The sequence below is a fragment of the Salibacterium halotolerans genome, assembly GCF_900115625.1.
GTDB classification, from domain to species: domain Bacteria; phylum Bacillota; class Bacilli; order Bacillales; family Marinococcaceae; genus Salibacterium; species Salibacterium halotolerans.
Window position 1 is genome coordinate 118452 of record NZ_FOXD01000010.1, and the last position, 20534, is coordinate 138985.

At 47.0% G+C, this 20534-nt stretch carries 24 protein-coding genes and 1 tRNA gene; 21 read left to right on the forward strand and 4 right to left on the reverse strand.

Annotated elements, in window-relative coordinates:
- Positions 1-10: 10 nt before the first annotated feature.
- From BM124_RS10175 to BM124_RS10210, 8 genes are all read left to right on the forward strand, one after another.
- A complete protein-coding gene (locus BM124_RS10175; protein WP_093337300.1) occupies positions 11-997 on the forward strand; it encodes an alpha-ketoacid dehydrogenase subunit beta in 987 nt (328 codons plus the stop codon).
- A gap of 13 nt (positions 998-1010) precedes the next feature.
- Complete coding sequence (locus BM124_RS10180) at positions 1011-2345, forward strand: dihydrolipoamide acetyltransferase family protein (RefSeq protein ID WP_093337301.1); 1335 nt, start codon at positions 1011-1013, stop codon at positions 2343-2345.
- Positions 2346-2357: 12 nt separating this feature from the next.
- Positions 2358-3746 (forward strand): dihydrolipoyl dehydrogenase, encoded by a 1389-nt coding sequence (lpdA, locus tag BM124_RS10185; protein ID WP_093337303.1) that lies wholly within the window; start codon positions 2358-2360, stop codon positions 3744-3746.
- 65 nt (positions 3747-3811) lie between these two features.
- The gene (locus BM124_RS10190) at positions 3812-4756 is read left to right on the forward strand and encodes a sugar-binding transcriptional regulator (protein WP_093337304.1); all 945 of its coding nucleotides are present in this window, start codon (positions 3812-3814) and stop codon (positions 4754-4756) included.
- Between the two features lie 18 nt (positions 4757-4774).
- Positions 4775-5143 carry a PTS glucitol/sorbitol transporter subunit IIA gene (locus BM124_RS10195; RefSeq protein ID WP_093337306.1) on the forward strand — a complete coding sequence of 123 codons (369 nt, stop codon included), beginning with the start codon at positions 4775-4777 and terminating at the stop codon, positions 5141-5143.
- Between the two features lie 14 nt (positions 5144-5157).
- Complete coding sequence (locus BM124_RS10200; protein ID WP_093337307.1) at positions 5158-6441, forward strand: NAD(P)H-dependent oxidoreductase; 1284 nt, start codon at positions 5158-5160, stop codon at positions 6439-6441.
- Positions 6442-6475: 34 nt separating this feature from the next.
- Entirely contained in the window at positions 6476-6829 is a 354-nt protein-coding gene (locus BM124_RS10205; protein ID WP_244504301.1) for a bh protein, read from the forward strand.
- A 248-nt stretch (positions 6830-7077) separates the two neighbouring features.
- Positions 7078-7734, forward strand: coding sequence for an MOSC domain-containing protein (locus BM124_RS10210; RefSeq protein ID WP_093337309.1), 657 nt, complete (start codon positions 7078-7080; stop codon positions 7732-7734).
- On the opposite strand, the gene BM124_RS10215 is transcribed toward BM124_RS10210, so the two are convergent.
- Both BM124_RS10215 and BM124_RS10220 read right to left on the reverse strand, forming a co-directional pair.
- On the reverse strand, positions 7727-8554 hold the full coding sequence (locus BM124_RS10215) for a YihY/virulence factor BrkB family protein (RefSeq protein WP_244504302.1): 828 nt from the start codon (positions 8552-8554) through the stop codon (positions 7727-7729). The genes BM124_RS10210 and BM124_RS10215 overlap by 8 nt on opposite strands.
- A gap of 264 nt (positions 8555-8818) precedes the next feature.
- Positions 8819-8974 carry a DUF1540 domain-containing protein gene (locus BM124_RS10220; RefSeq protein ID WP_093337347.1) on the reverse strand — a complete coding sequence of 52 codons (156 nt, stop codon included), beginning with the start codon at positions 8972-8974 and terminating at the stop codon, positions 8819-8821.
- A 118-nt stretch (positions 8975-9092) separates the two neighbouring features.
- On the opposite strand from BM124_RS10220, the gene BM124_RS10225 reads away from it, so the two are divergent.
- The 6 genes from BM124_RS10225 to tagH all read left to right on the forward strand — a co-directional run bounded on the left by BM124_RS10225 (position 9093) and on the right by tagH (position 13669).
- Positions 9093-9419, forward strand: a complete 327-nt coding sequence (locus BM124_RS10225) for a DUF2680 domain-containing protein (RefSeq protein ID WP_170841091.1) — start codon at positions 9093-9095, stop codon at positions 9417-9419.
- 164 nt (positions 9420-9583) lie between these two features.
- Positions 9584-9805 carry a hypothetical protein gene (locus BM124_RS10230; protein ID WP_093337313.1) on the forward strand — a complete coding sequence of 74 codons (222 nt, stop codon included), beginning with the start codon at positions 9584-9586 and terminating at the stop codon, positions 9803-9805.
- A gap of 445 nt (positions 9806-10250) precedes the next feature.
- Positions 10251-10649, forward strand: a complete 399-nt coding sequence (gene tagD / locus BM124_RS10235; protein ID WP_093337314.1) for a glycerol-3-phosphate cytidylyltransferase — start codon at positions 10251-10253, stop codon at positions 10647-10649.
- A 111-nt stretch (positions 10650-10760) separates the two neighbouring features.
- Positions 10761-12020 (forward strand): CDP-glycerol glycerophosphotransferase family protein, encoded by a 1260-nt coding sequence (locus BM124_RS10240; protein WP_093337316.1) that lies wholly within the window; start codon positions 10761-10763, stop codon positions 12018-12020.
- Positions 12021-12044: 24 nt separating this feature from the next.
- Positions 12045-12854, forward strand: coding sequence for an ABC transporter permease (locus tag BM124_RS10245; protein WP_093337317.1), 810 nt, complete (start codon positions 12045-12047; stop codon positions 12852-12854).
- A 17-nt stretch (positions 12855-12871) separates the two neighbouring features.
- Positions 12872-13669 carry a teichoic acids export ABC transporter ATP-binding subunit TagH gene (gene tagH, locus BM124_RS10250; RefSeq protein ID WP_093337319.1) on the forward strand — a complete coding sequence of 266 codons (798 nt, stop codon included), beginning with the start codon at positions 12872-12874 and terminating at the stop codon, positions 13667-13669.
- Positions 13670-13750: 81 nt separating this feature from the next.
- Here the strand turns inward: tagH and BM124_RS10255 are convergent, their stop codons facing one another.
- Entirely contained in the window at positions 13751-13957 is a 207-nt protein-coding gene (locus BM124_RS10255) for a hypothetical protein (protein ID WP_093337320.1), read from the reverse strand.
- A 139-nt stretch (positions 13958-14096) separates the two neighbouring features.
- Between BM124_RS10255 and BM124_RS10260 the strand changes: the two genes are divergently transcribed.
- From BM124_RS10260 to BM124_RS10290, 7 genes are all read left to right on the forward strand, one after another.
- On the forward strand, positions 14097-15086 hold the full coding sequence (locus tag BM124_RS10260) for an S-layer homology domain-containing protein (protein ID WP_093337322.1): 990 nt from the start codon (positions 14097-14099) through the stop codon (positions 15084-15086).
- 159 nt (positions 15087-15245) lie between these two features.
- The gene (locus BM124_RS10265; protein ID WP_093337323.1) at positions 15246-15497 is read left to right on the forward strand and encodes a hypothetical protein; all 252 of its coding nucleotides are present in this window, start codon (positions 15246-15248) and stop codon (positions 15495-15497) included.
- 46 nt (positions 15498-15543) lie between these two features.
- Positions 15544-16017, forward strand: a complete 474-nt coding sequence (locus BM124_RS10270) for an acyl-CoA thioesterase (protein WP_093337325.1) — start codon at positions 15544-15546, stop codon at positions 16015-16017.
- Positions 16018-16092: 75 nt separating this feature from the next.
- Positions 16093-17202 carry an NADH:flavin oxidoreductase gene (locus tag BM124_RS10275; protein ID WP_093337326.1) on the forward strand — a complete coding sequence of 370 codons (1110 nt, stop codon included), beginning with the start codon at positions 16093-16095 and terminating at the stop codon, positions 17200-17202.
- 557 nt (positions 17203-17759) lie between these two features.
- Positions 17760-18629 carry a peptidoglycan recognition protein family protein gene (locus BM124_RS10280; protein ID WP_170841092.1) on the forward strand — a complete coding sequence of 290 codons (870 nt, stop codon included), beginning with the start codon at positions 17760-17762 and terminating at the stop codon, positions 18627-18629.
- A gap of 215 nt (positions 18630-18844) precedes the next feature.
- Positions 18845-18919 (forward strand) — tRNA-Val (locus BM124_RS10285).
- Positions 18920-19883: 964 nt separating this feature from the next.
- Entirely contained in the window at positions 19884-20087 is a 204-nt protein-coding gene (locus BM124_RS10290) for a hypothetical protein (RefSeq protein WP_093337329.1), read from the forward strand.
- 178 nt (positions 20088-20265) lie between these two features.
- Here BM124_RS10290 and BM124_RS18955 read toward each other — a convergent pair whose 3' ends face one another.
- A complete protein-coding gene (locus tag BM124_RS18955) occupies positions 20266-20409 on the reverse strand; it encodes a hypothetical protein (protein ID WP_170841093.1) in 144 nt (47 codons plus the stop codon).
- Positions 20410-20534 lie beyond the last annotated feature (125 nt).

Consider the following 20534-nt stretch of genomic DNA (forward strand, 5'->3'; position numbering starts at 1 on the left):
AGGGAAAACAATGAGAGAGATAACGTATGTGGAAGCATTGCGGGAATGCATGTCACAGGAAATGAGAGAAAATGAAAATGTATTTCTGATGGGAGAAGACATCGGCGTATATGGAGGTGCCTTTGGTGTTACCCGGGGGATGATTGAAGAGTTCGGCCCGGAGCGGGTCCGCAACACCCCTATCTCGGAAGCCGGCATTACCGGATCAGCGATAGGCTCGGCGCTGACCGGCATGCAGCCGATTGTTGAACTTCAGTTTTCGGATTTTATTACGATCGCCATGGACCAGCTCGCCAACCAGGCGGCAAAACTGCGTTATATGTACGGAGGAAAAGGAAATGTGCCGATGGTTCTGCGTACCCCGGCTGGATCCGGTACAGGAGCAGCGGCTCAGCATTCACAGAGCCTGGAGGCATGGGTGGCGCATATTCCCGGTTTGAAAGTCGTACAGCCTTCCACCGCTTATGACGCAAAGGGGCTGCTGAAAGCCGCAATCGATGATCCGAACCCGGTCATCTTTTACGAACACAAACTGCTGTATAAGACGAGCAGTGACGATGTCCCTGAAGATCCATACAGCATTCCGCTCGGTCAGGCGGATATCAAACGGGAAGGCACGGATGTCACGATTGTAGCCACATCGGTGATGGTCCACCGTGCGCTCGAGGCAGCGGAGAAACTTGCAGAAGAAGGGATCAACGTAGAGGTCATAGATCCCCGCTCGATTGTTCCGCTGGATGAAGAGACGATCGTTCAGTCGGTGATCAAAACAAACCGCGTTGTTGTCGTCCATGAAGCGGTGAAACGCGGCGGATACGGTGGAGAAATAGCAAGTATGATTACAGAAAGCGAAGCGTTTGATTTTCTCGATGCACCGGTGAAGCGTCTTGGTGCCTCGCCGGTACCTGTTCCTTATAACCCGGAACTTGAAAAAGCGATGACGCCGCAGACCGAAGATTTGATTCAGGCGTGCAGAGAAACCCTGCAGCGTGCGTAGGAGGTGAAACCCTGTGGCAAAAGAAATATTTATGCCGAAGCTGAGCAGTACGATGGAATCCGGCACGATTCTTCAATGGATAAAAAACGAGGGAGATCCTGTGGACATGGGAGAGCCGGTTTTTGAGGTGATGAGTGACAAAATCAACATCGAGGTGGAAGCCTACGAAGAAGGTTTTCTATTGAAAAAATACTATAACGTAGATGATGTTGTACCGGTCAATACCGTTGTCGGATATATCGGGGAAAAAGACGAGGAAGTGCCGGACACTCCTCCCGGAAATACAGAGAATTCCGAATCCAAAGCAGAACCCGAACCTGACCAAAATGAAACAGTAGCAGATGACTCAAGTTCTTCGGTGACACAAATCGAACAGGGACAAATCCGTGCGACACCGGCGGCACGGCGCGTAGCAAAAGAGGAAGGAGCGGACCTGTCCGACATGACAGGCAGCGGTCCGAAACAGCGCATTCAGCAGCAGGATGTGCATGAATTCGTTCAGAATGCTCAGAAAACGCCAAAAGCAACACCGCTTGCCCGTAAATGGGCCGAGGAACAGAATGCTGATTTAAACACTGTAGAAGGATCAGGTCCTGGCGGCAAAATTTATACGAAAGATCTATCCGCGGCACAAAACGATACCGTTTCAGCCGAGCCGGACCGTATTCCGGTGAAAGGAATACGCAAAGTGGTTGCCGACCGCATGACAGAAAGCGCCGCTGCCGTTCCCCACGTTACGCTGTATTCAGACGTCGATATGACCGAACTGGTACGGATGCGGAGCAGACTGCAGGATAAAATCATAGAGCAGACCGGTGCTAAACTATCCTATACGGAAATTATGATGAAAGCGGCTGCCTCTGCACTCGAGCGCCACCCGTATATCAATGCTTCCCTGTCGCCCGATCAGCAGGAAATCCTGCTCCACCGGGACGTTAATCTGGGACTTGCGGTCGCGACGGAACAGGGACTGGTTGTTCCGGTTCTTCATCATGCGCAGCATAAAGGGCTGGTCGAGCTCGTTAAAGAGAGCAAACAACTCGCGGCTGATGCAAGAAATCAGCAGTTGAAGCCGCAGCAGATGCAGGGAGGAACGTTTACCATCAGTAATCTCGGAATGTATGCCGTGGACGGTTTCACTCCTATTATCAATCAGCCGGAGGCCGCGATCCTCGGCGTTGGACAAATGAAGGAAACCCCGGTTGGGGAGAACGGCAGTGTCGTACTCCGGCCCATGACAACGTTCAGCTTATCCTTTGACCACCGCGTTGTGGACGGAGCTCCTGCTGCTGCCTTTCTGACAGAATTAAAACAGCTGCTCGAAGATCCCTATGAATTGCTGATGTAAGGAGGATACCGGATGCACAAGTATGACATCATTATTATAGGAAGCGGTCCGGGCGGTTACGTGGCTGCGCTCCGTGCCGCGAAAGAAGGAAAGAAAACGGCGGTAGTAGAAGACCGCGGGATAGGAGGAACCTGTCTCCACCGCGGCTGCATTCCGTCCAAAACCATGCTTCAGCATGCTGAAGTGCTTCATCAGGTAGAGCAGTCGGCAGCCTGGGGCATCGAAACAGGGAATGTATCCTTTTCCTATCCCTCGATGCTCAAACAAAAAGAAACCGTTGTTTCCCAGCTCGAAGCCGGCATTACAGCCCTTATGAAAAAAGGAAAAATCGATGTTATTCATGGTTTCGGTACAGTGAACGACAATAAGGAAGTCACCGTTGAACAAAAAGACGAAAACGTAACGCTTCACGCCCCGGCTGTGATTGCCGCTGCCGGAACGAGCCCCTTTGTACCACCGGTGAAGGGGCTGCGTGAAACAGCACACGTTACCAGTGACACGATATTTGAGAAAACAGAACTTCCCTCCTCGCTGCTGATTGTCGGTGGAGGCGTTGTCGGTGTTGAATACGCCTGCCTTTTCGCCGGTCTTCACGTCGATGTGACGATAGTGGAGATGCAGCAGGACATTCTTGCCGGTGAAGATAAAGACGCGGCGGCGCTTCTTCGGAACTCGCTTGAAAAGCAGGGCGTTACGGTAGAAACAAATGCTGTCCTCGACGACGTTGATACAGGCACAGAAAACGCGGTCACGGCCCGGTATACCGACAAAAATGGAATCACAAAGACCGAAGAAGTGAATGACGTGCTGGTTACTGCCGGACGCAGGCCGAATAACTCGCTTCTTGAGGAAACATCCGTACAGTACAACGATGGTTTCATACAGGTAAATGAAAACATGGAAACGAGGGTTCCCGGCCTGTATGTCATCGGTGACCTTGCCGATGGAGGATGGAAACTGGCTCATGCCGCAAGTGCGGAAGGAATCAGCGCAGTGGAGCATGCCTGCGGCCTGCAGCCGTCTATCCATACGTCCTTAATCCCAAGATGTATTTATACGTTTCCTGAGATCGCTTCCGTCGGCATGACAGAAGAAGAGGCCCGAAAAACAGGATATGACGTTAAAACGGAAGTGATTCCGATGCAGGGAAACGGCAAAGCGATGGCGATGGGGGCCAAAGAAGGATTTACAAAAATCATCGCAGACAAAAAACATGGTGAAATACTCGGCGCCGTCCTTGCAGGCCCCCATGTTACAGAGATGATAGGAGAGGCGGCAGCCTATATCCATCTCGAAGGTACCATCGAAGAACTGGCATCCATGGTACATCCGCATCCAACTTTGCTGGAAAATCTCTTTGAAGCGGCTCATTCCTGGCTCGGCAGAGAAATTCATCATTAAATGCTCCACTTCTGCCGGGATGATATAATCAAAAGACGTTATATTTGTGAGTAAAGGAGATTGCTATGCTCAGTTGGGAAGAACGCCGCCAGATGGTAAAAGCAGCAAATTTATATTACTTCGACGGCTGGACACAGGCCAGAATCGCCAAAAAAATGAACGTATCACGCCCGGTGATATCCAAGCTGCTTCATAAAGCAAAAGAGGACGGTATTGTAGAAGTTTACATCAAAGATGAAAGCGCTCAAACCGTGGATCTTGAACAGAAGCTCGAGAAACAGTACGGACTCGAGGAAGCCATTGTTTTATCAACGAGCGGATTTACTCCAGAGATGACGAAACGCTTCCTGGGAAAAGTAGGCGCTTCCTACCTGTCCCGCCAGCTCGATGATAATAAAAAACTCGGCTTGTCCTGGGGCACGACGCTTGCTTCCCTCGTCGATGAATATCCTTACGAACGCCGGGACAACGTCCAGATTGTTCCGTTGGTTGGAGGAATGGGGCGTTCCCATGTCAACATCCATTCCAATTCGTTGGCATTTAACCTGGCGAAAAAAATGAACGCCGTCTGTTCTTATCTCTATGCTCCGGCAATTGTGGAGTCAGAAGATTTAAGAGACCGCCTGATTCAGTCAAAGGATGTAGCACATGTCCTGGAGCAGGGTAAAAATGTAGACGTCGCTGTTGTTGGAATGGGGGATCCATTTAAGAATTCAACCATGGAAGAAATCGGTTATCTCCAGGCGGAAGACCTTTATTCTTTGAGAAAATCCGGAGTAGTGGGTGATATCAGTTCTAAATTTTTTGATGCGGTTGGACAGGAAGTCGATCACCCACTTAACCACCGTGTCATTGGACTTGGACTGCAGGATCTGAAGAAAATACCAAAAGTGATTGGGATCGTGGAAAGCCTGTATAAACTCGAAAGCATAGAAGCAGCGCTGAAAGGCGGTTACCTCGATGTTCTTATCATTGATGACCGGACAGCCGAGGAACTGGTAGAAGAATAAAAAGGAGGAAGCTGCCTCATGACGGTGTATTTTGAAGCAGATGTGACAACAATCGGACCGGACGTGGAACTTATGCTTGAAGATAACATGTTGATTTTGTTTAATGAATCCGCCACGGATGATCTGAAAGAGATATCGGTTATTCATAACGGTACAACCATTTCAGAAGTTATCGAAAGCGGGGATGAATTCGTTATTGACGGAAAAGCCTATAAGATTCTTTTTGTCGGAAGCAAGGTAAATGAAACGATGAATGATTTAGGTCATGCAACCCTTCAGTTCAATGGAGAAACAGAATCGGACATGCCTGGAACGGTTTGTCTGGAAGAAGGCATAAGCAGCGACATATCAGAAATTTCCAAAATACAGTTTCGAAAAAATAGCTGAAGGAGGCGGAATATATGCTTGGAATGAACAGAAAACTGGCTGAGCTCGAAAAGCAGGGAAACTATATTAAAGTAGGTTTAATAGGCGCAGGGCAGATGGGCCGCGGAATGATATCCCAAATTGAAGGAATGAAAGGGATGAAGGTGGTAGCTGCGGCTGATATTAATATCACCAATGTGATCCATGCGTATAAACATGCGGGAATTCATGAAAATAATATTGTACAGACCGACAAAGAAGACGATGCTGTGCGGGCTGTGGAAGAGGGGAAAGTAACAGCTTTCTCCGAGGCGGAGAAAGTGGCGTCCCTTCCTTCGGTGGATGTTGTAGTAGATGCAACCGGTATACCGAACGTAGGAGCCGCCATCGCATGGGAAGCCATCCTTAACCGGAAGCATATCGTTATGCTGAACGTGGAAGCCGATGTCACCGTCGGTCCGGTTCTGAAAAAACTGGCAGACAGCGCCGGTGTTGTTTATACCGGATCAGCCGGGGACGAACCAGGTGCCGTGATGGAATTGTATGATTTTGCAGACGCCCTCGGCTTTGAGGTGATTGCGCTTGGAAAAGGGAAAAACAACCCATTGAATCTCGAAGCCGATCCATCAACCGCAGCAGAGGAGGCAAAAGAAAAAGGAGCCAGCCCGAAAATGCTTGCCTCCTTCCAGGATGGAACAAAAACGATGGTGGAAATGAACGCTGTCGCCAATGCAACCGGCTTTATTCCCGATCAAACAGGAATGCATGGTTTCCAGGCGTCCGTCGACGAACTGGCTGATATTTTTCAGAAGAAAGAAGACGGCGGGCAGCTTCATAATAAAGGGATTGTAGAATACGTACAGGGTGTGGCTCCCGGTGTATTTGCCATTATCACTTCCCACAACGAAGAAGTTCATGAAGAACTTCAATATGTGAAGCTTGGCAGCGGTCCGCATTATACGCTTTACAGACCGTACCATCTGACGAGTCTGGAAACGCCGCTTACGGTAGCGCGTGCCTATTTTGACAACGAGCCGACCATTGCTCCGAATTACGACCGTCAGGCTGAAACAGCCGCCACGGCGAAAAAAGATCTGAAAAAAGGAGAATTTCTCGACAGCATCGGCGGGTACAGTGTATATGGTACACTGATGGAAAAATCAGAAGCCGATAAAACAGAAGCATTTCCAATCGGTCTGGTGGATGCCAATGTAAAAGTACTCCGTGATGTACAAAAAGGGGAAACATTGACGTATAATGATATTGAGCAGACAAAAGAATCCACCATCTGGAGGCTCCGCCGTCTTCAGGAACAGTAAATGCGCTGCTCTCAGCAGGATGGCGGAGGTTCTGATGAATAAAAAAGAGGTGAGTAAGGTGAAAACGCATGAAATGAAGGCCGGCCTTTATTGTAATCAATGCAGAGAAGAAACTTCTCACGTCATTCAGTATATAAATGAAGAAATCTCCACCATTACCTGCCGGGAGTGCAGCCGGACCGTGGATATCGACATTGATATCATGACTGAACTGTACGATGAAGTGTATCACCGTATCACGACAAAACCCGCACGTATTACCAGGGAATCGAGGGAAGATTTGAGTCACTTCTTTTTTTCCCTGCCCGGCCGTTTTCTCAGTAAGCCGTACCGACTGTTTAAAGACGCCGACGAAACCCGGAAAACAATAAGCAGGTACAGAAGATAACAAAGGAGGCGCTGCCGGATGAGGCGGCGTCTTCATTATGTTTGAAACGCCGTCAGAAAAGGAATAACGGAGTGAAAAGGAGGTGTTGAAATGATTAAGAAAGCGATAAAATCTATTCTTCTCGGGTTTTTGTTAAAGAAAGGAAAACAGATGATTTTCCGGCGCAGATCATGATGCCCGGTATAGATACAGGTTATGCTGACCTTTTTTCTGGACTACTGAAATACATGAAAAAGGAGTGTTACAGGATGGAATCTGTCAACCCAGGCATCCATCATCTGGCTGCCGGAAGTCCCAGGGACGTGCAGGATAAAGAGGGACGCACGTTTCGGACGGGAATCGAAAAACAGACAGCCGGCCGATTGTTCTTGAAAAAACCCGGCATTACCGGGGACGATGTGGCGGATAAAAAAAATCACGGAGGAAGAGACAGGGCGGTTTGTATCTACCCTTTGGAACATTACGGCAAATGGGAGAAAGAATTTGAGGAAAAACTGGATAAAGCGGCATTTGGAGAGAATATAACAGTCTCCGGCATGACCGAAGAGACTGTACATATCGGCGATACATACAAAGTCGGCAGCGCGGTGATCCAGGTGACGCAGGGGAGAATCCCATGCGTCAAAATCGACAAACGAACGGGATGCAGCGGCTTAATGAACCGATTTATCGAGACGGGCTTTACCGGCTTTTTCTGCAGAGTGCTGCAGGAAGGAACAGTACAGGAAGACTCCGCCATCGAGTTGATGGAAAAAGACAGCCGCCGTGTCAGTATATTTGATGCCAATCACATCTACTTTCACGAGCGTACCAACATCGAAGCAATGAAGCGTGTTCTTGACGTGTCTGCATTGGCAGAAGAATGGCGCACCAAGTTTGAAAAAAGGCTGCGCAGCCTCACTTAGAAGTTTTCCGCTGATGCAGTATGGCGTTTATTTCGCCGCCGATCACAAGCGTGAGACCGGTGAGAAAAAGCCAAAGCATGAGAACAATAACACCTCCGAGGCTTCCGTAGGTCGCCGAATAATTGCCGAACTGCTGTACATAATAGGAAAAACCAGCGGAAATCAGCTGCCACATAACAGTTGCCGCCGCTGCACCGGGTAGTACATATCTCATCGGCACCCGGGTATTCGGACCGAAATAATACAGACTGCAGAGGAGGACCGTCATGATGAAGATACTTAACAAACGCCGCACGGTCTGTAAAAGAGTTTCTGTATGCTGCTGAACCGGAAGGTAGGAGGTTACCGTTTGGAGAATCATATTGCCAAAGATGGATAAAACAAAAATAAGAATAATAACAACAAGCAGCGCGAATGTTAATAGAATGGACAACATCCGGGTTTGCCAGAAAGCCCGCGGCGTTTCGACATTGAAAGCCTGGTTCATGGCTTTAATGAAGGCATTGATACCAGTCGAGGCGGACCAGATCGTGCCGATGATGCCAAACGTCAGCAGTCCGGTGTTTTCGTTATGGACAATGTTGAACACATTCTCTTCAATCATTGCAGCTGTCCGGGATGGCAGCGCTGTTTCAAGCAGACTCATGACTTCCGCTGCTTCAATGGAGAAGTAAGGAAGAATGGACAGAGACAAAATAAGCAGCGGGAACAGAGAAAGCATATAATAAAAGGCTTGCTCCGCCGCAAGACCGAAAGCCCTGTCCTCATCCATTTCCCGCAGCAGCGTTTTGAAAAAACGAAACACTTTATGTATTCCCATAACCGTATCCTCCTTTTCTCCTGTCATTCCCCAACCTGTCCATTGTTAACCTCCCCTCTTTACAGGTTGGTGTTTGCAGGAGGCGGGAACCGGGAAATCTCATACTAAAACCGAAGAGAGGGTGTCACAGGTATGATCCGCACAATACTTATGATTATCGGTCTTATTGTTGTTATCAGCGCTGTATGGAATATACTTTTTTAAAAAAGAGGGAGCTGCCCTTAAAAAGGCGCTCCCTCTATTTTCTCGTGCGTGAAGCTTGCTTTAATGCGCTTTTTCGAATGTTTTACAGTCGGTTTCCTGCTCATTGGACGCCTGGCTGCCATTGTGGCTGACTACATAAATCTGGTCCGCACTGCAGAGGTTTCCTTCTTTCCAGTAATGACAATTGTGAACTTCACAAAGAACATCCTGTGCTATGCTCATCACCCCCTTTCTTACTATGCGGGGAAAACAAACAAATTAAACATGAAAATAATGCATGAAATTCCCCGCTTTTCACAAAATAAGAGCAGCAGCTGAAAAAGGAGGAAAATGGATGAGACAAAAATGGATGTTAATACCTGCAGCAGCCGTTGCGCTGTGTCTGTCGGGAGCCCCTTCAGGAGTCGCAGCAGAAGAAGAACAGAGTGAAGAGCAGAAGGTAGAATTGACAGAAGCCCAGCAGAAAGAACTGGCTGAGATCCATTCCAGTATTCTGGAGAAAAGAAAAACGCTGATCGACAAATATACCGAATTCGGTGTCGTCCCGGAAGAAAAGCGGGAGAAAATGAAGGAACAGCTGGATGAAGGATATGCGAAACTGGAAGAGCGGCAGTTCATCCCACCGCATCCGCATCACTGGAAAAAAGAAAACGACGATTAGGAAAGCAGCCTTTCCCCAATTGGAGCAGGGGAAAGGCTTTTTTTGCTTGAAGTGTGAAAGGCTTTTCGCAATAAGATGTTTAAAACAATCCGGAAAAAGGGATGAAGGTGACAGAACAGATTGTTAAGAATGTCAATATAACTTTAAGAAAGGACAGGGGACCAATGCAGCAGGAAATTCAGGATTTCATCAACAATATAAAGGTGGAAGAGCAGGCAGACCGGGTATTCACTCCCGCGGAGATAAACGAGGAGCTGTATGACGGGGAGAAGGCGCTTGAAGATGTGCTCGCCGCCTGTGAAAAGCTGGCTGAAGAAGGAAAGATAGCCAGAGCGGAAGGAAAAACCGAAGATGGATATAAAGGACAGCTTTTCACGAAAAAATAAGTCATACAGAGGAGCTGTATCAAAAGGTGCAGCTCCTTTTCTGTAATATAGAATATTCGCCCAAGGCAGAAGCGGAAGGCGGCGACGCCAGCGGGAAGAGCAGCAGCCGAAGATCCCATCAAACGGCGGTTTACCGTTTGATGTAGCTGAGGCGCTGCCCGCGGCAAGCGTCCGCCTGCAGCGGATGCCTTAAAGTTTAATGGCTTTTGATACAGCCCCTTACACATAGATGAACGATTTTGAGATTTTCACATATTTTTTTATACTATTATGCCTGTATTTGAGGAAATGAACATAGTCCATTCGTGACATGTATGATATAATTCTGAAAGTCAATAAAAACAGATTAATTTTTTCATTAAGATTGTGAAATGAATGTAAAAGCAAAACTATTCAAAAATTGATAGGAACTATCCATGTTTGTCTCAAACTAGGAGGATTACACATGAAAAAAGTTATTACGTACGGCACCTTCGATTTACTGCATTGGGGCCATATAAATCTATTAAAACGGGCCAGGGATCTTGGTGATTATCTGATAGTCGCCATTTCCACGGACGAATTTAACGCCATAAAGAATAAAAAAGCATACTATCCTTATGAACAGCGTAAATTAATTCTTGAAGCTGTGCGGTATGTGGATGAAGTCATTCCGGAAAACGAGTGGAACCAGAAGAAGAAAGACATTCTTCATCATGATGTGGATTTACTCGTCATGGGGGATGACTGGAAAGGAAGCTTTGATCATCTGGCACCTTTCTGCGATGTCATTTACCTGCCCCGGACCGCCAATATTTCGACGACGAAGATTAAAAATGAACTGCTTCTTGCGAATGCTTACTAAAAAAGAGGGATTTTTTTCTCTCTTTTTTTGTTTTTTCCCTCCTGAACATTATATAATGAACCGAGTGAAAAAATCGAGAACCGGTGTGAGCAAAGAGGGGTAACGAATCAAATGAAAAAACGCCTGAAAAAAAAGTTTAACAAACGTATAAAAAAGCCGTTGAATCAACGGAAAAAGAAATACCTGAAGAAATGGAAGAAGTTTAAAAAATCCAAAACGATCCGAAACATGTACCGGAAAGTGTTCGGTTTGATTGGAAAGCTGCCGAAAAAAGAAGACATTATTGTGTTTGAAAGTTTTCTCGGTAAGCAGTACAGCTGTAATCCGCGTGCGGTGTATGAAGAACTGAAACAGCAGGATCGTAACTTCACGTATTACTGGAGCATCGATCACCGGTTCCGGCACTATTTTGAAAAACACGGTGTGCGTACCATCCATCGTTTTTCCCTGCGCTGGTTTATCGTGATGATGAGAGCGAAATACTGGGTGTTCAACAGCAGGCTGCCAAAATGGATTCCCAAGCCGGTCGACACTGTATACCTGCAGACCTGGCATGGAACTCCGCTGAAAAAACTGGCCCTTGATATGGAAGAAGTCCACATGCCCGGCACAACGACGGAAATGTATAAGAAAAACTTCGTAGCCGAAGCCGGCCGGTGGAGTTATCTCGTAGCACCAAATGAGTATTCCGCCCAAATATTTGAGAGGGCTTTTGACTTCGACCAGACGATGCTTAAGACCGGTTATCCGAGGAATGATTATCTGTTTCATTATAAGCAGGAAGACGTCGACAGCATCAAAGAGCGGCTCGGGATTCCGGAAGGGAAAAAAATCATTTTGTATGCGCCGACGTGGCGGGATAACGAGTATCATTTTATCGGAAAATATAAATTCAATGTGCAGCTGAACATGGACAAATTTAAAGAAGAGCTGGGGGATGACTATTTCCTGATTTTCCGTCTCCATTATCTCGTCGCCGACCATCTTGACCTCAGGGGATGGGAAGACTTCGCAGTGGATGCGTCCCGTTATGAAGATATCCGCGATTTGTATATCGTAAGTGACATGCTCATCACGGACTATTCGTCGGTCATGTTTGACTACGGAGTTTTGCAGCGCCCCATGCTTTTTTATGTGTACGACATCGACAGTTACCGGGATACGCTGCGCGGGTTTTATTTCGATTTTGAAAAGGAAGCACCCGGTCCGCTAGTGAAAACAACAGAATCGCTCGTAGAAGAGATTAAAAACGCCGACACCATTCGTTCAAGGTATGCCGGACATATCCGCAGCTTTGAAGACTCTTTTCATGCACTGGAAGACGGCAATGCTGCCAGAAGAGTAGTGTCGTCTGTATTTCCAGAGGAATAAGCGGCTGAAAAAGAGGGGATTAAAATGAAAGCAGTCCTGAAGATTGCCAAAGAACTTTGGGAGAATATACAATTAATTAACCGTCTCGCTCTTTATGAAATAAAAATCAAAAACAACAATAATTATCTGGGGGAAGCCTGGGAGCTTATCACCCCCCTCTTTTTTATGGCTATTTACTGGTTCGTGTTCGGTTACGGCATCAGAGGGGAAAACAGTGCTGTGGATGGTGTTCCTTACTTGAGCTGGATGTCGGCGGGCATTACGATCTGGTTTTTTATTCATCCCGCTGTGACACAGGGATCCAAGGCTGTTTACACGAAGATACGTCTCGTGTCAAAAATGAACTTTCCATCAAGTATCATACCGGTCTATGTCATGATTTCCAAGCTCTATCCACACCTCATGATACTGATCTTGGTCGTGATTTATATGCAGTTCACAGAGTACAAGGCATCGATTTATTATCTTCAGTTTCCGTATTTCATCGTCAGTATGCTGATGCTTATTACATCGGTTCTTTTGATAACGTCGACACTTACAACCGTCATCCGTGATATCCAGATGTTTATTCAGTCCACGATACGTGTGTTTTTGTATATCAGTCCTTTTCTCTGGGTATCCGACCGTCTCCCGGCTTTTGTTCAGGACCTGATGAAGCTCAATCCTTTGTATTACCTGGCGGAAGGATACCGTGCCGCTTTTTTTGGAGGGTCCTGGTACATGGTGGAGCACTGGCAGTACAGCCTTTATTTCTGGGCGGTTGTCATTTTGTTATTCGCGGCGGGGGCCCTTCTTCACACCCGGTTTCGTAAACACTTTATTGATTTTCTGTAGACAGGGAGGCTGGTTGTATGCAGACGGCGGTATCGGCAAGAAATCTTACAAAAACGTTCAAGTTATATGACAGTCAGTCCGAGCGTCTGAAAGACCTGCTGCTTCCCGGCGAATACGGAGAAGCATTTTATGCGCTCCGGGACGTCACGTTTGAAGCGGAAGAAGGCGATATTATCGGTCTGCTCGGTGTGAATGGATCCGGAAAATCCACGTTGTCCAATATTATCGCAGGCATCGTGCCGCAGACCGGCGGAGAACTTACGATTAATGGAGAACCGGCCATTATTGATGTATCCTCGGGGTTGAATAATAAATTAACCGGACGGGAAAACATTGAAATGAAATGTTTAATGCTCGGCTTTACCCGTAAAAAAATTAAAAAACTTGAACCGGAAATCATAGAATTTGCGGAGATGGATAAATTTATTGATCAGCCTGTAAAGTCATACTCTAAAGGCATGAAATCAAGACTGGGGTTCTCCATTAACGTCAGCATCGATCCGGATATTTTGATCGTCGATGAGGCGTTGTCCGTCGGGGATAAGGCATTTGCCAAAAAAAGCCTGGAGAAAATGCAGGAGTTCAAGTCCCGTGGGAAAACGATGTTTTTTGTAAGTCATTCTCTTACGCAGATGAAAGAATTCTGCACGAGAGCCATATGGCTGGAGTTCGGCGAAATAAAAAAATCCGGCCCGCTTGATGAAGTCGCCGGTGACTATGAGGCGTTTCTGCGTGATTACAACACATGGTCCAAAAAACAGCGCAAACAATTTCGGCAGAAAGGGTTCGCCAGACAAAGCGCCCCCGGAAAATAAAGATGGAAACAAAGAGCTTTCCTGTTGGCGGAGAGCTCTTTTTTCATGTGCCGGCTGCTTTTAGTAAAAGGGCTCTTCTGTTCAGTAATCACTGCCGGACCAGTCGGAATACATGCCACTGCCGTTACATCCGGGACAGTACAGGGGGTCTGTCTGGAAATACTCATTGGGCAGGATATGAATGCCGCGGCCTCTACAGTCCGGACATTTTCCCTGTTGTTCCATTTCCGTAATCCGCTTTTGTTTTGCCGCTTTCCGCCACTCTGACCATTTATTCCAGAGATTCATGCCGGTTCACCTCCTTTTTTAGTTAGTATGTTTTTTTGGTAACGTATGTATACACATTGAAAAAAGAGATTTTTCTGCGCGGAAAAAGGGTAATAGAATACCCGATGCCATATATTAATTTTATGCTGGAGGGAATAAGATGAAACGAACAGGAACAGCCGTGGTGTTGGCAGCAGTGCTCTTCATGTCGTCCACAGGCGCTGTGTTTGCGCAGTCATTTAATGATGTGTCACAGAATTTCTGGGCGGAGAGTGAAATTTCCTATCTTTCGAATCAGGGAATTATTTCCGGATACGGGGATGGAAGTTTTCACCCCAATGAACAGGTGAAGCGGAGTCAAGCTGCAGCCATGATAGTAGAAGCGCTGGACCTGGAAACAGGAAGCCGGCCGAATCCTGGTTTCTCTGATATCACATCAGATTTTCACGCCTACGCGGAAGCGGCTGCGGTAAAAGATGAAGGAATCATTACAGGCAGCGATGGAGCATTTCTTCCAAATGACGCGTTGACGAGAGGGCAGATGGCTGCCGTGTTGAACCGCTCATTCAGCTTTTCAGACGGGGAAGGATCGAATTACTTCCGTGATGTGGAAGAAGGAGACGTCTTTTTCCACGATATTCAGGCTATTGCACAGGCAGATATTACGACCGGCTATCAGGATGGCACATACGGACCTAACGAAGATGTAACCCGAGCTCAATTTTCGGTGTTTCTGGCGAGAGCGCTGGAACCTGAACAATTCGTACAGCCCGATAAGACGACGTATGTGAATGAACGCTTCGACTACAACGTAACGTATCCGGATGACTGGAACGCCGGCCGGGAAGCAGACAACGGTGACGGAAAAGTTCTTCATGACGCGGATGGTTCCACCATTAGAGCCTACGGAACGCATCACTTAGATAGCACCGCTCCCGATCTGTCGACCTACCAGGACGTAACGCTTCAGAACGGGGAGAATGCTCATTACAAAACGACACGGGCAAATGGCGTCATTACATTTGATCTGGTGCAGATAGAAAACGGTACCGAATACCACGTAAGCGGTGAAGTGACGGAAGGATTCTATACCGGAAACGGGAATGAAATCCGTGATACCATTTACAGTTTAAAAACAAATAATGAATAAGCAGCAAAACTGTGTTAAAGCATTTTGTTTTTTTACGGCGGGCTTGTTGGACGAAAGAAAAATTGTGTTATAATAACGAGGAAGCTCTCTCACCGAGGGAATGGAACCAGTGTTTGACACAAAAATGACCACCCAGGCATAAGAAGGAGGAACAACGTCGTGATGGACAAAGATGCAGAACAGATTATTGGAACGCTTCCGGAACTGGATCGGGACGTATACACGTTCATGCAGGAAAAATACGACGAACTCGAACGGGCCGGAGAAAAATATGATGTAGCGGCCAATGATACGTATGTGGAAAACCAGGCAGCGGAGAAGTTCAACATTTCCGACGAAGAAGCTGGCACTATCTTTGCGAGAACGGAATCGCAGATAAGAAGAATGAAGCAGGAAAAAGCATCCAGGTAATGGGTGCTTTTTTCTGTGGGGGAAATTTGGAAAGGGGCAGATGCAGATGGAAAACAAGCAGCCGATGGAGCAGTCAAGAACCGTACAGACACGACTGGTTCTGCCGCCGGATACCAATCATCTTCAGACCATTTTCGGGGGAAAGGTGATGGGATACATTGATGAGATCGCCGCACTGTCGGCAATGAAACATTGCAGCTGTGTCGTTGTTACCGCTTCGATGGACTCGGTGGATTTTCTCTCTTCAGCCAAAGCAGGGGAAGCGCTGGAGCTCGAAGCCTTTGTAACATCCACCGGGCGGACATCCATGGAGGTATTTGTACGTGTACATTCCCACGATTTATTAACCAATGAGAAACGTTTGACGACGCAGTCGTTTTTGACCATGGTAGCGGTGAATGAAGAAGGGCAGCCGATTGAAGTTCCGGGGGTCGTCCCCGGCACAGAGGAAGAAAAACGACTGCATGAATCAGCTGCCGTCCGTAAAGAGTACAGAAAGAAGCGCAGTGACATGCTGTAAGCAGAATATTTCCTTTATCTTCGGGCGTTTGGGATAATGACTCTTGTGCAGGAAACCAAATAAAGGAGATAAATCATGAAAAACTTAACAGATAATACATCCGTACAGCCATTGTTTCAGGAATTTCAACTGGGATCCCTTTCGCTTTCCAGCCGGATTGTGATGGCACCGATGACACGCGGGTTTTCCCCTGGAGGAATTCCAACAGAAGACGTGGCCGCTTACTACCGCAGACGCGCCGAACATGATGTCGGACTGATTGTGACAGAAGGAACCGGCATTAATCATCGAGCGTCCGTATCGGGTTCATCCATCCCGCTTTTTTACGGAGAGAAAGCACTGCAGGGCTGGGAGCAGGTAGTTAAAGAAGTACATGAAGCCGGAGGAAAGATTGCGCCGCAGCTCTGGCATGTCGGAATGACCCGCAATCCGGGAGATGAGCCGAATATTGATGCCATGCCTGTTGGTCCGTCGGGACTGGCTCTAACAGGTGAGAAAGTGTCAGACCCCCTGACAACAGAAGAAATTCATGACCTGGTGTCCGCCTATGCCCAAGGTGCTGCCGATGCGAAGCAGCTTGGTTTTGACGCGATTGAAATTCACGGCGCCCACGGCTATCTGATCGACCAGTTCATCTGGAGCCATACCAACCGCCGGACCGATGAGTACGGAGGAGACATAAAAGGCAGAACCCGGTTTGCCGTGGAAATCGTGGAAGCCTGCCGGGAAGCGGTCGGTCCGGACTTTCCAATCATTTTCCGGTTTTCCCAATGGAAAATGTCCGATTACAAGGCAAAAATAGCAGAAACACCGGAAGAACTTGAGGAATTTCTGACTCCTCTTGTAGAAGCCGGAGTGGATATCTTCCATACTTCCACGCGCCGGTTCTGGGAAGCGGAATTTGAAGGATCCGATCTTAATCTGGCCGGCTGGACGAAGAAAATCTCCGGCAAACCGACAATTATCGTTGGATCCATAGGCTTGAACGGAGAGTTCACGAGCGGAGCTGGAGCAGAAACCACGAGCCTGGATGGTCTTATGGAAAGATTTCAACATGATGAATTCGACATGGCCGCTGTCGGACGTTCTCTCTTAATGGACCCGGCCTGGGCGGAGAAAGTCCGGGATGGCCGCGCCGATGAGCTGCAGGCCTACAGCCGTGAGTCATTAAATACCTTGTATTAAGCATCATTCGAGGAGCTGTATCTAAAGGTACAGCTTCTTTTTTTTGAAAAGTAAGGGCAGCAGTGGTAAAGAAACGTCTGCAGTGCAGCTTTACTATGTCAGAGGGGCGCTTTTAGCTTTCACCCATCCAACCGCGATTAGACGTTCCAATCATTGGGTTGTGAGTGGATACTAACTTTGAAAGATACAGGCGTAGTGTCTGCAGATCACCGTTTAGTGGACACTACGATCCTGAATCAGGACTTAGTGTCCGCCGGCAGCAATCAATGGACATTATCTGTGTGTGACATGGGTTTAGTGTCCATTAACACTACGTCTGTGTACACTATGGATGCTGCCCGGCGATATAGTGTACACGGAGCCAATGCAACCCTCGAACAGCTGCGGTGCAAATGCATTTCTTTCCGCAGACATTTGATAAAGCTTTTTTTTTGATACATGGTTTTGGAGGCTCGAGGTAGAAAAAAATCCATATGTATCGTACGTTCCCTGTCCATCCGTTTTACTCCATACGTCATATATTAAAAGTGAGGTTCCCAGCGGAAGGAGGTGACAGAGTGGCGCACGTGGAAGATCTTCGAAGCCAAGTACCAAAAAGAGAGGAACGAAGAGAAGAAAGCAGCATACGCAAAATCATCCGTCATCATTCCGCGACAACAAGCGGAGATTTCTGGTCTTTCTGGAATCAGACGTGGAGTCAGTTCACCCCGGAGTGGCAGACAGGAGGATACCATGAGATTATTCTCCGCGATGGAACCGTGCAGGTTTGTTATGCACCGTCGATGGTTACAAACGGAGCAGCCGGACACAATTCCTACACGTATCATATTTGTCTCGTTGGGGATGGTTCGTTTACCGATGTCCAGGAAAAATCCTGGCACGAGCGGGTGCAGCGTGCAATGAAAACCCTTCAGTTGAGTGTTTCGGATGTCCTCGGCCACCGGGAACTGCCGGGTACAGTAACACTATGTCCCGGTATCGGGATGAGCGAAGTCAGGGCGGCGTTATGGTCTGGAGAACCTCTTACCGGCAGTGAATCCAGTATCCTGAAGATAGGGGACGCCGGTCCGCAGGTGCAGCAGCTGCAAACCGATCTCATACAGGCTGGAGAAAATTTGTCCATCTACGGAGCGGACGGACAGTTTGGAACGGAAACAGAAGCCGCCGTCCAGGCATTCCAGAGAAAACATGGGTTGAAAATAGACGGAATTGCCGGCCCTAGGACGATGGAAAAGCTGGAAGAGGTTTTGTCACAGGGAGGTGATACGGTGAACGATCATACGCCGAACCCTTCCCATCAGGATGCATGGAAATGGGCGCAGGAAGAGGGACTGTTGAATGGGAAATACCCAAGGGAACCTGTCACGAGGGAGCAGCTTGCCACCGTGCTCTACCGCTGGCATCAGATGATTAAAGGAGAGTCCTGATATGTGGAAAAAACTGAGACAGATGTGGAAGTCTCTGTTTAAGAAGGACAAGCGTCCACCGCAGGCAGAAGAAGGCGAAGGGGATACCGAAACCGAAAAGAATAATATTTGATGTTTTTCAGGTTCCTGCGGGAACCTGAAAAATTCAATATACCCCTTGCATCTTCGTCGTATACATTCTATAATAAACCTTGTCGTTACTTAATAAACAAAACGAGCCGTTAGTTCAGTGGGAGAACGCTTGCTTGACAGGCAAGAGGTCACTGGTTCGAATCCAGTACGGCTCACCATACATAATACGCCAATGACGCCGGTTCGAGGCTATCCTCGGCCCGGCGTCATTTTTTAACTGGACGCGATTTGCAAACAAATTGCAAACCCTTTATTTACAATCAAGCGCAAAACATCGGAATAAAAAGAAATGAAGTGTTTAAGTCGGTAATTCTTATGCTATAATTCAAGTAAACACGTATACTTTGCTGTAAGAAGCATAGCACTAAAAAAGATCGCAGGTGCAGTCAACACCCACGGTCCTGCATGACAGCCGCTTTAAGAGCGGAAGGCTTTAAGAAAAGGTCAAAAGAATAGACCGTTATCCTTGGTCGGGACGGTCTATTTCTTTTGGGACATGATTAACGCAATCAACGTTTTGAACATTACCATTAAAGATAATGTTTGATACATGTCCATGGGCATCACCCCTCATCCAGAGAGATTAGCCGACCGCCCTTCATAAGCCGTTCTATCGTACAAGTTATATCTTACCACAAACACTTTCCATACTGGGGAGTGTTTTTTATGGTTCTGATATCTGGTTTATTTGCAAAAACCCAAAATTTAATTTAACCGAACGAACTTATGTAACTGCTGGATTAGATTGAACACTTTGTTCGTCACGTGTTCCTCTATGACTCCCATTTTGAAGAAGTACAGCACCTTCGTTATTTTGCGGATAAGCGGAAAGTTTTAAGACTACACCAGTGACATTCTGAGTGGTGAAACTGCATTCCTTGATGAGAAAGCGAAATTTATACAAGGTTTAAAAGGAACTGGTCTTGGCAGCATGGGGATGATAGAACGAAATTAATCGCGGAGGGCTCTCAAGAGTGCTCTTTCTACTTTAACGACAACCAATCCCCGTTATATTGATATCTGCTTTAAATTAAAGTCTTACATCATGCTTCATAAAACACCCGATATTTCAATATAAAAATCTCCTTCTTTGTCGAAATAATAGAGAGGAGGTGGTTGGTTATGTTGGACTTATCCGGAATAGATACATCTATAATTGATGAAATGGCTTGGAAATTAGCTTCGTTATTATTAATGATGCTTTTAACCGGAATTATTGCTGCAGTTTTTTTGAGGGCATGCAAGGTCCCATATGGAATAACCAGGGGAATAAGTTCGATAGCTACACTCGTCGCAGCCTACTACTGGTTTCAGATGCTCACATAATGCTGTACATTGACCTGTCTCGCTGGACTGCAATTATGAGGATAATAACACAAGGTCACAAGAGAAAGATTTACGTCTCCGGGGAAATGGACCACTGTCTGCGCAGTAAACTTTCTTGCTAGATTTGCGGACTGTATTCTTTCCTTTATACAGAAAACAGAATCAGTTTGCGGTACCTTTACCTTTGAATCATCACCGTTTCCTGCCATTTTTGAAATCCCAAAATCAACAGGGCGATCACGGTGGTTAATGCATAAACGCCCAAAGCATTGATGTTTATTAATTCATAAATTCCTAAGTGTTCGTACCAAGGACTTACCACAAAAGAAAGAAAGGCATCGAGGTTAAGGTTTATACTGGACCCAAGATTTCAGACACGAAAAAAGGATGTGTTAAGGTGTGGGTATGAAACGTAAACGATATACCCCAGCATTCAAAGCGCAGATT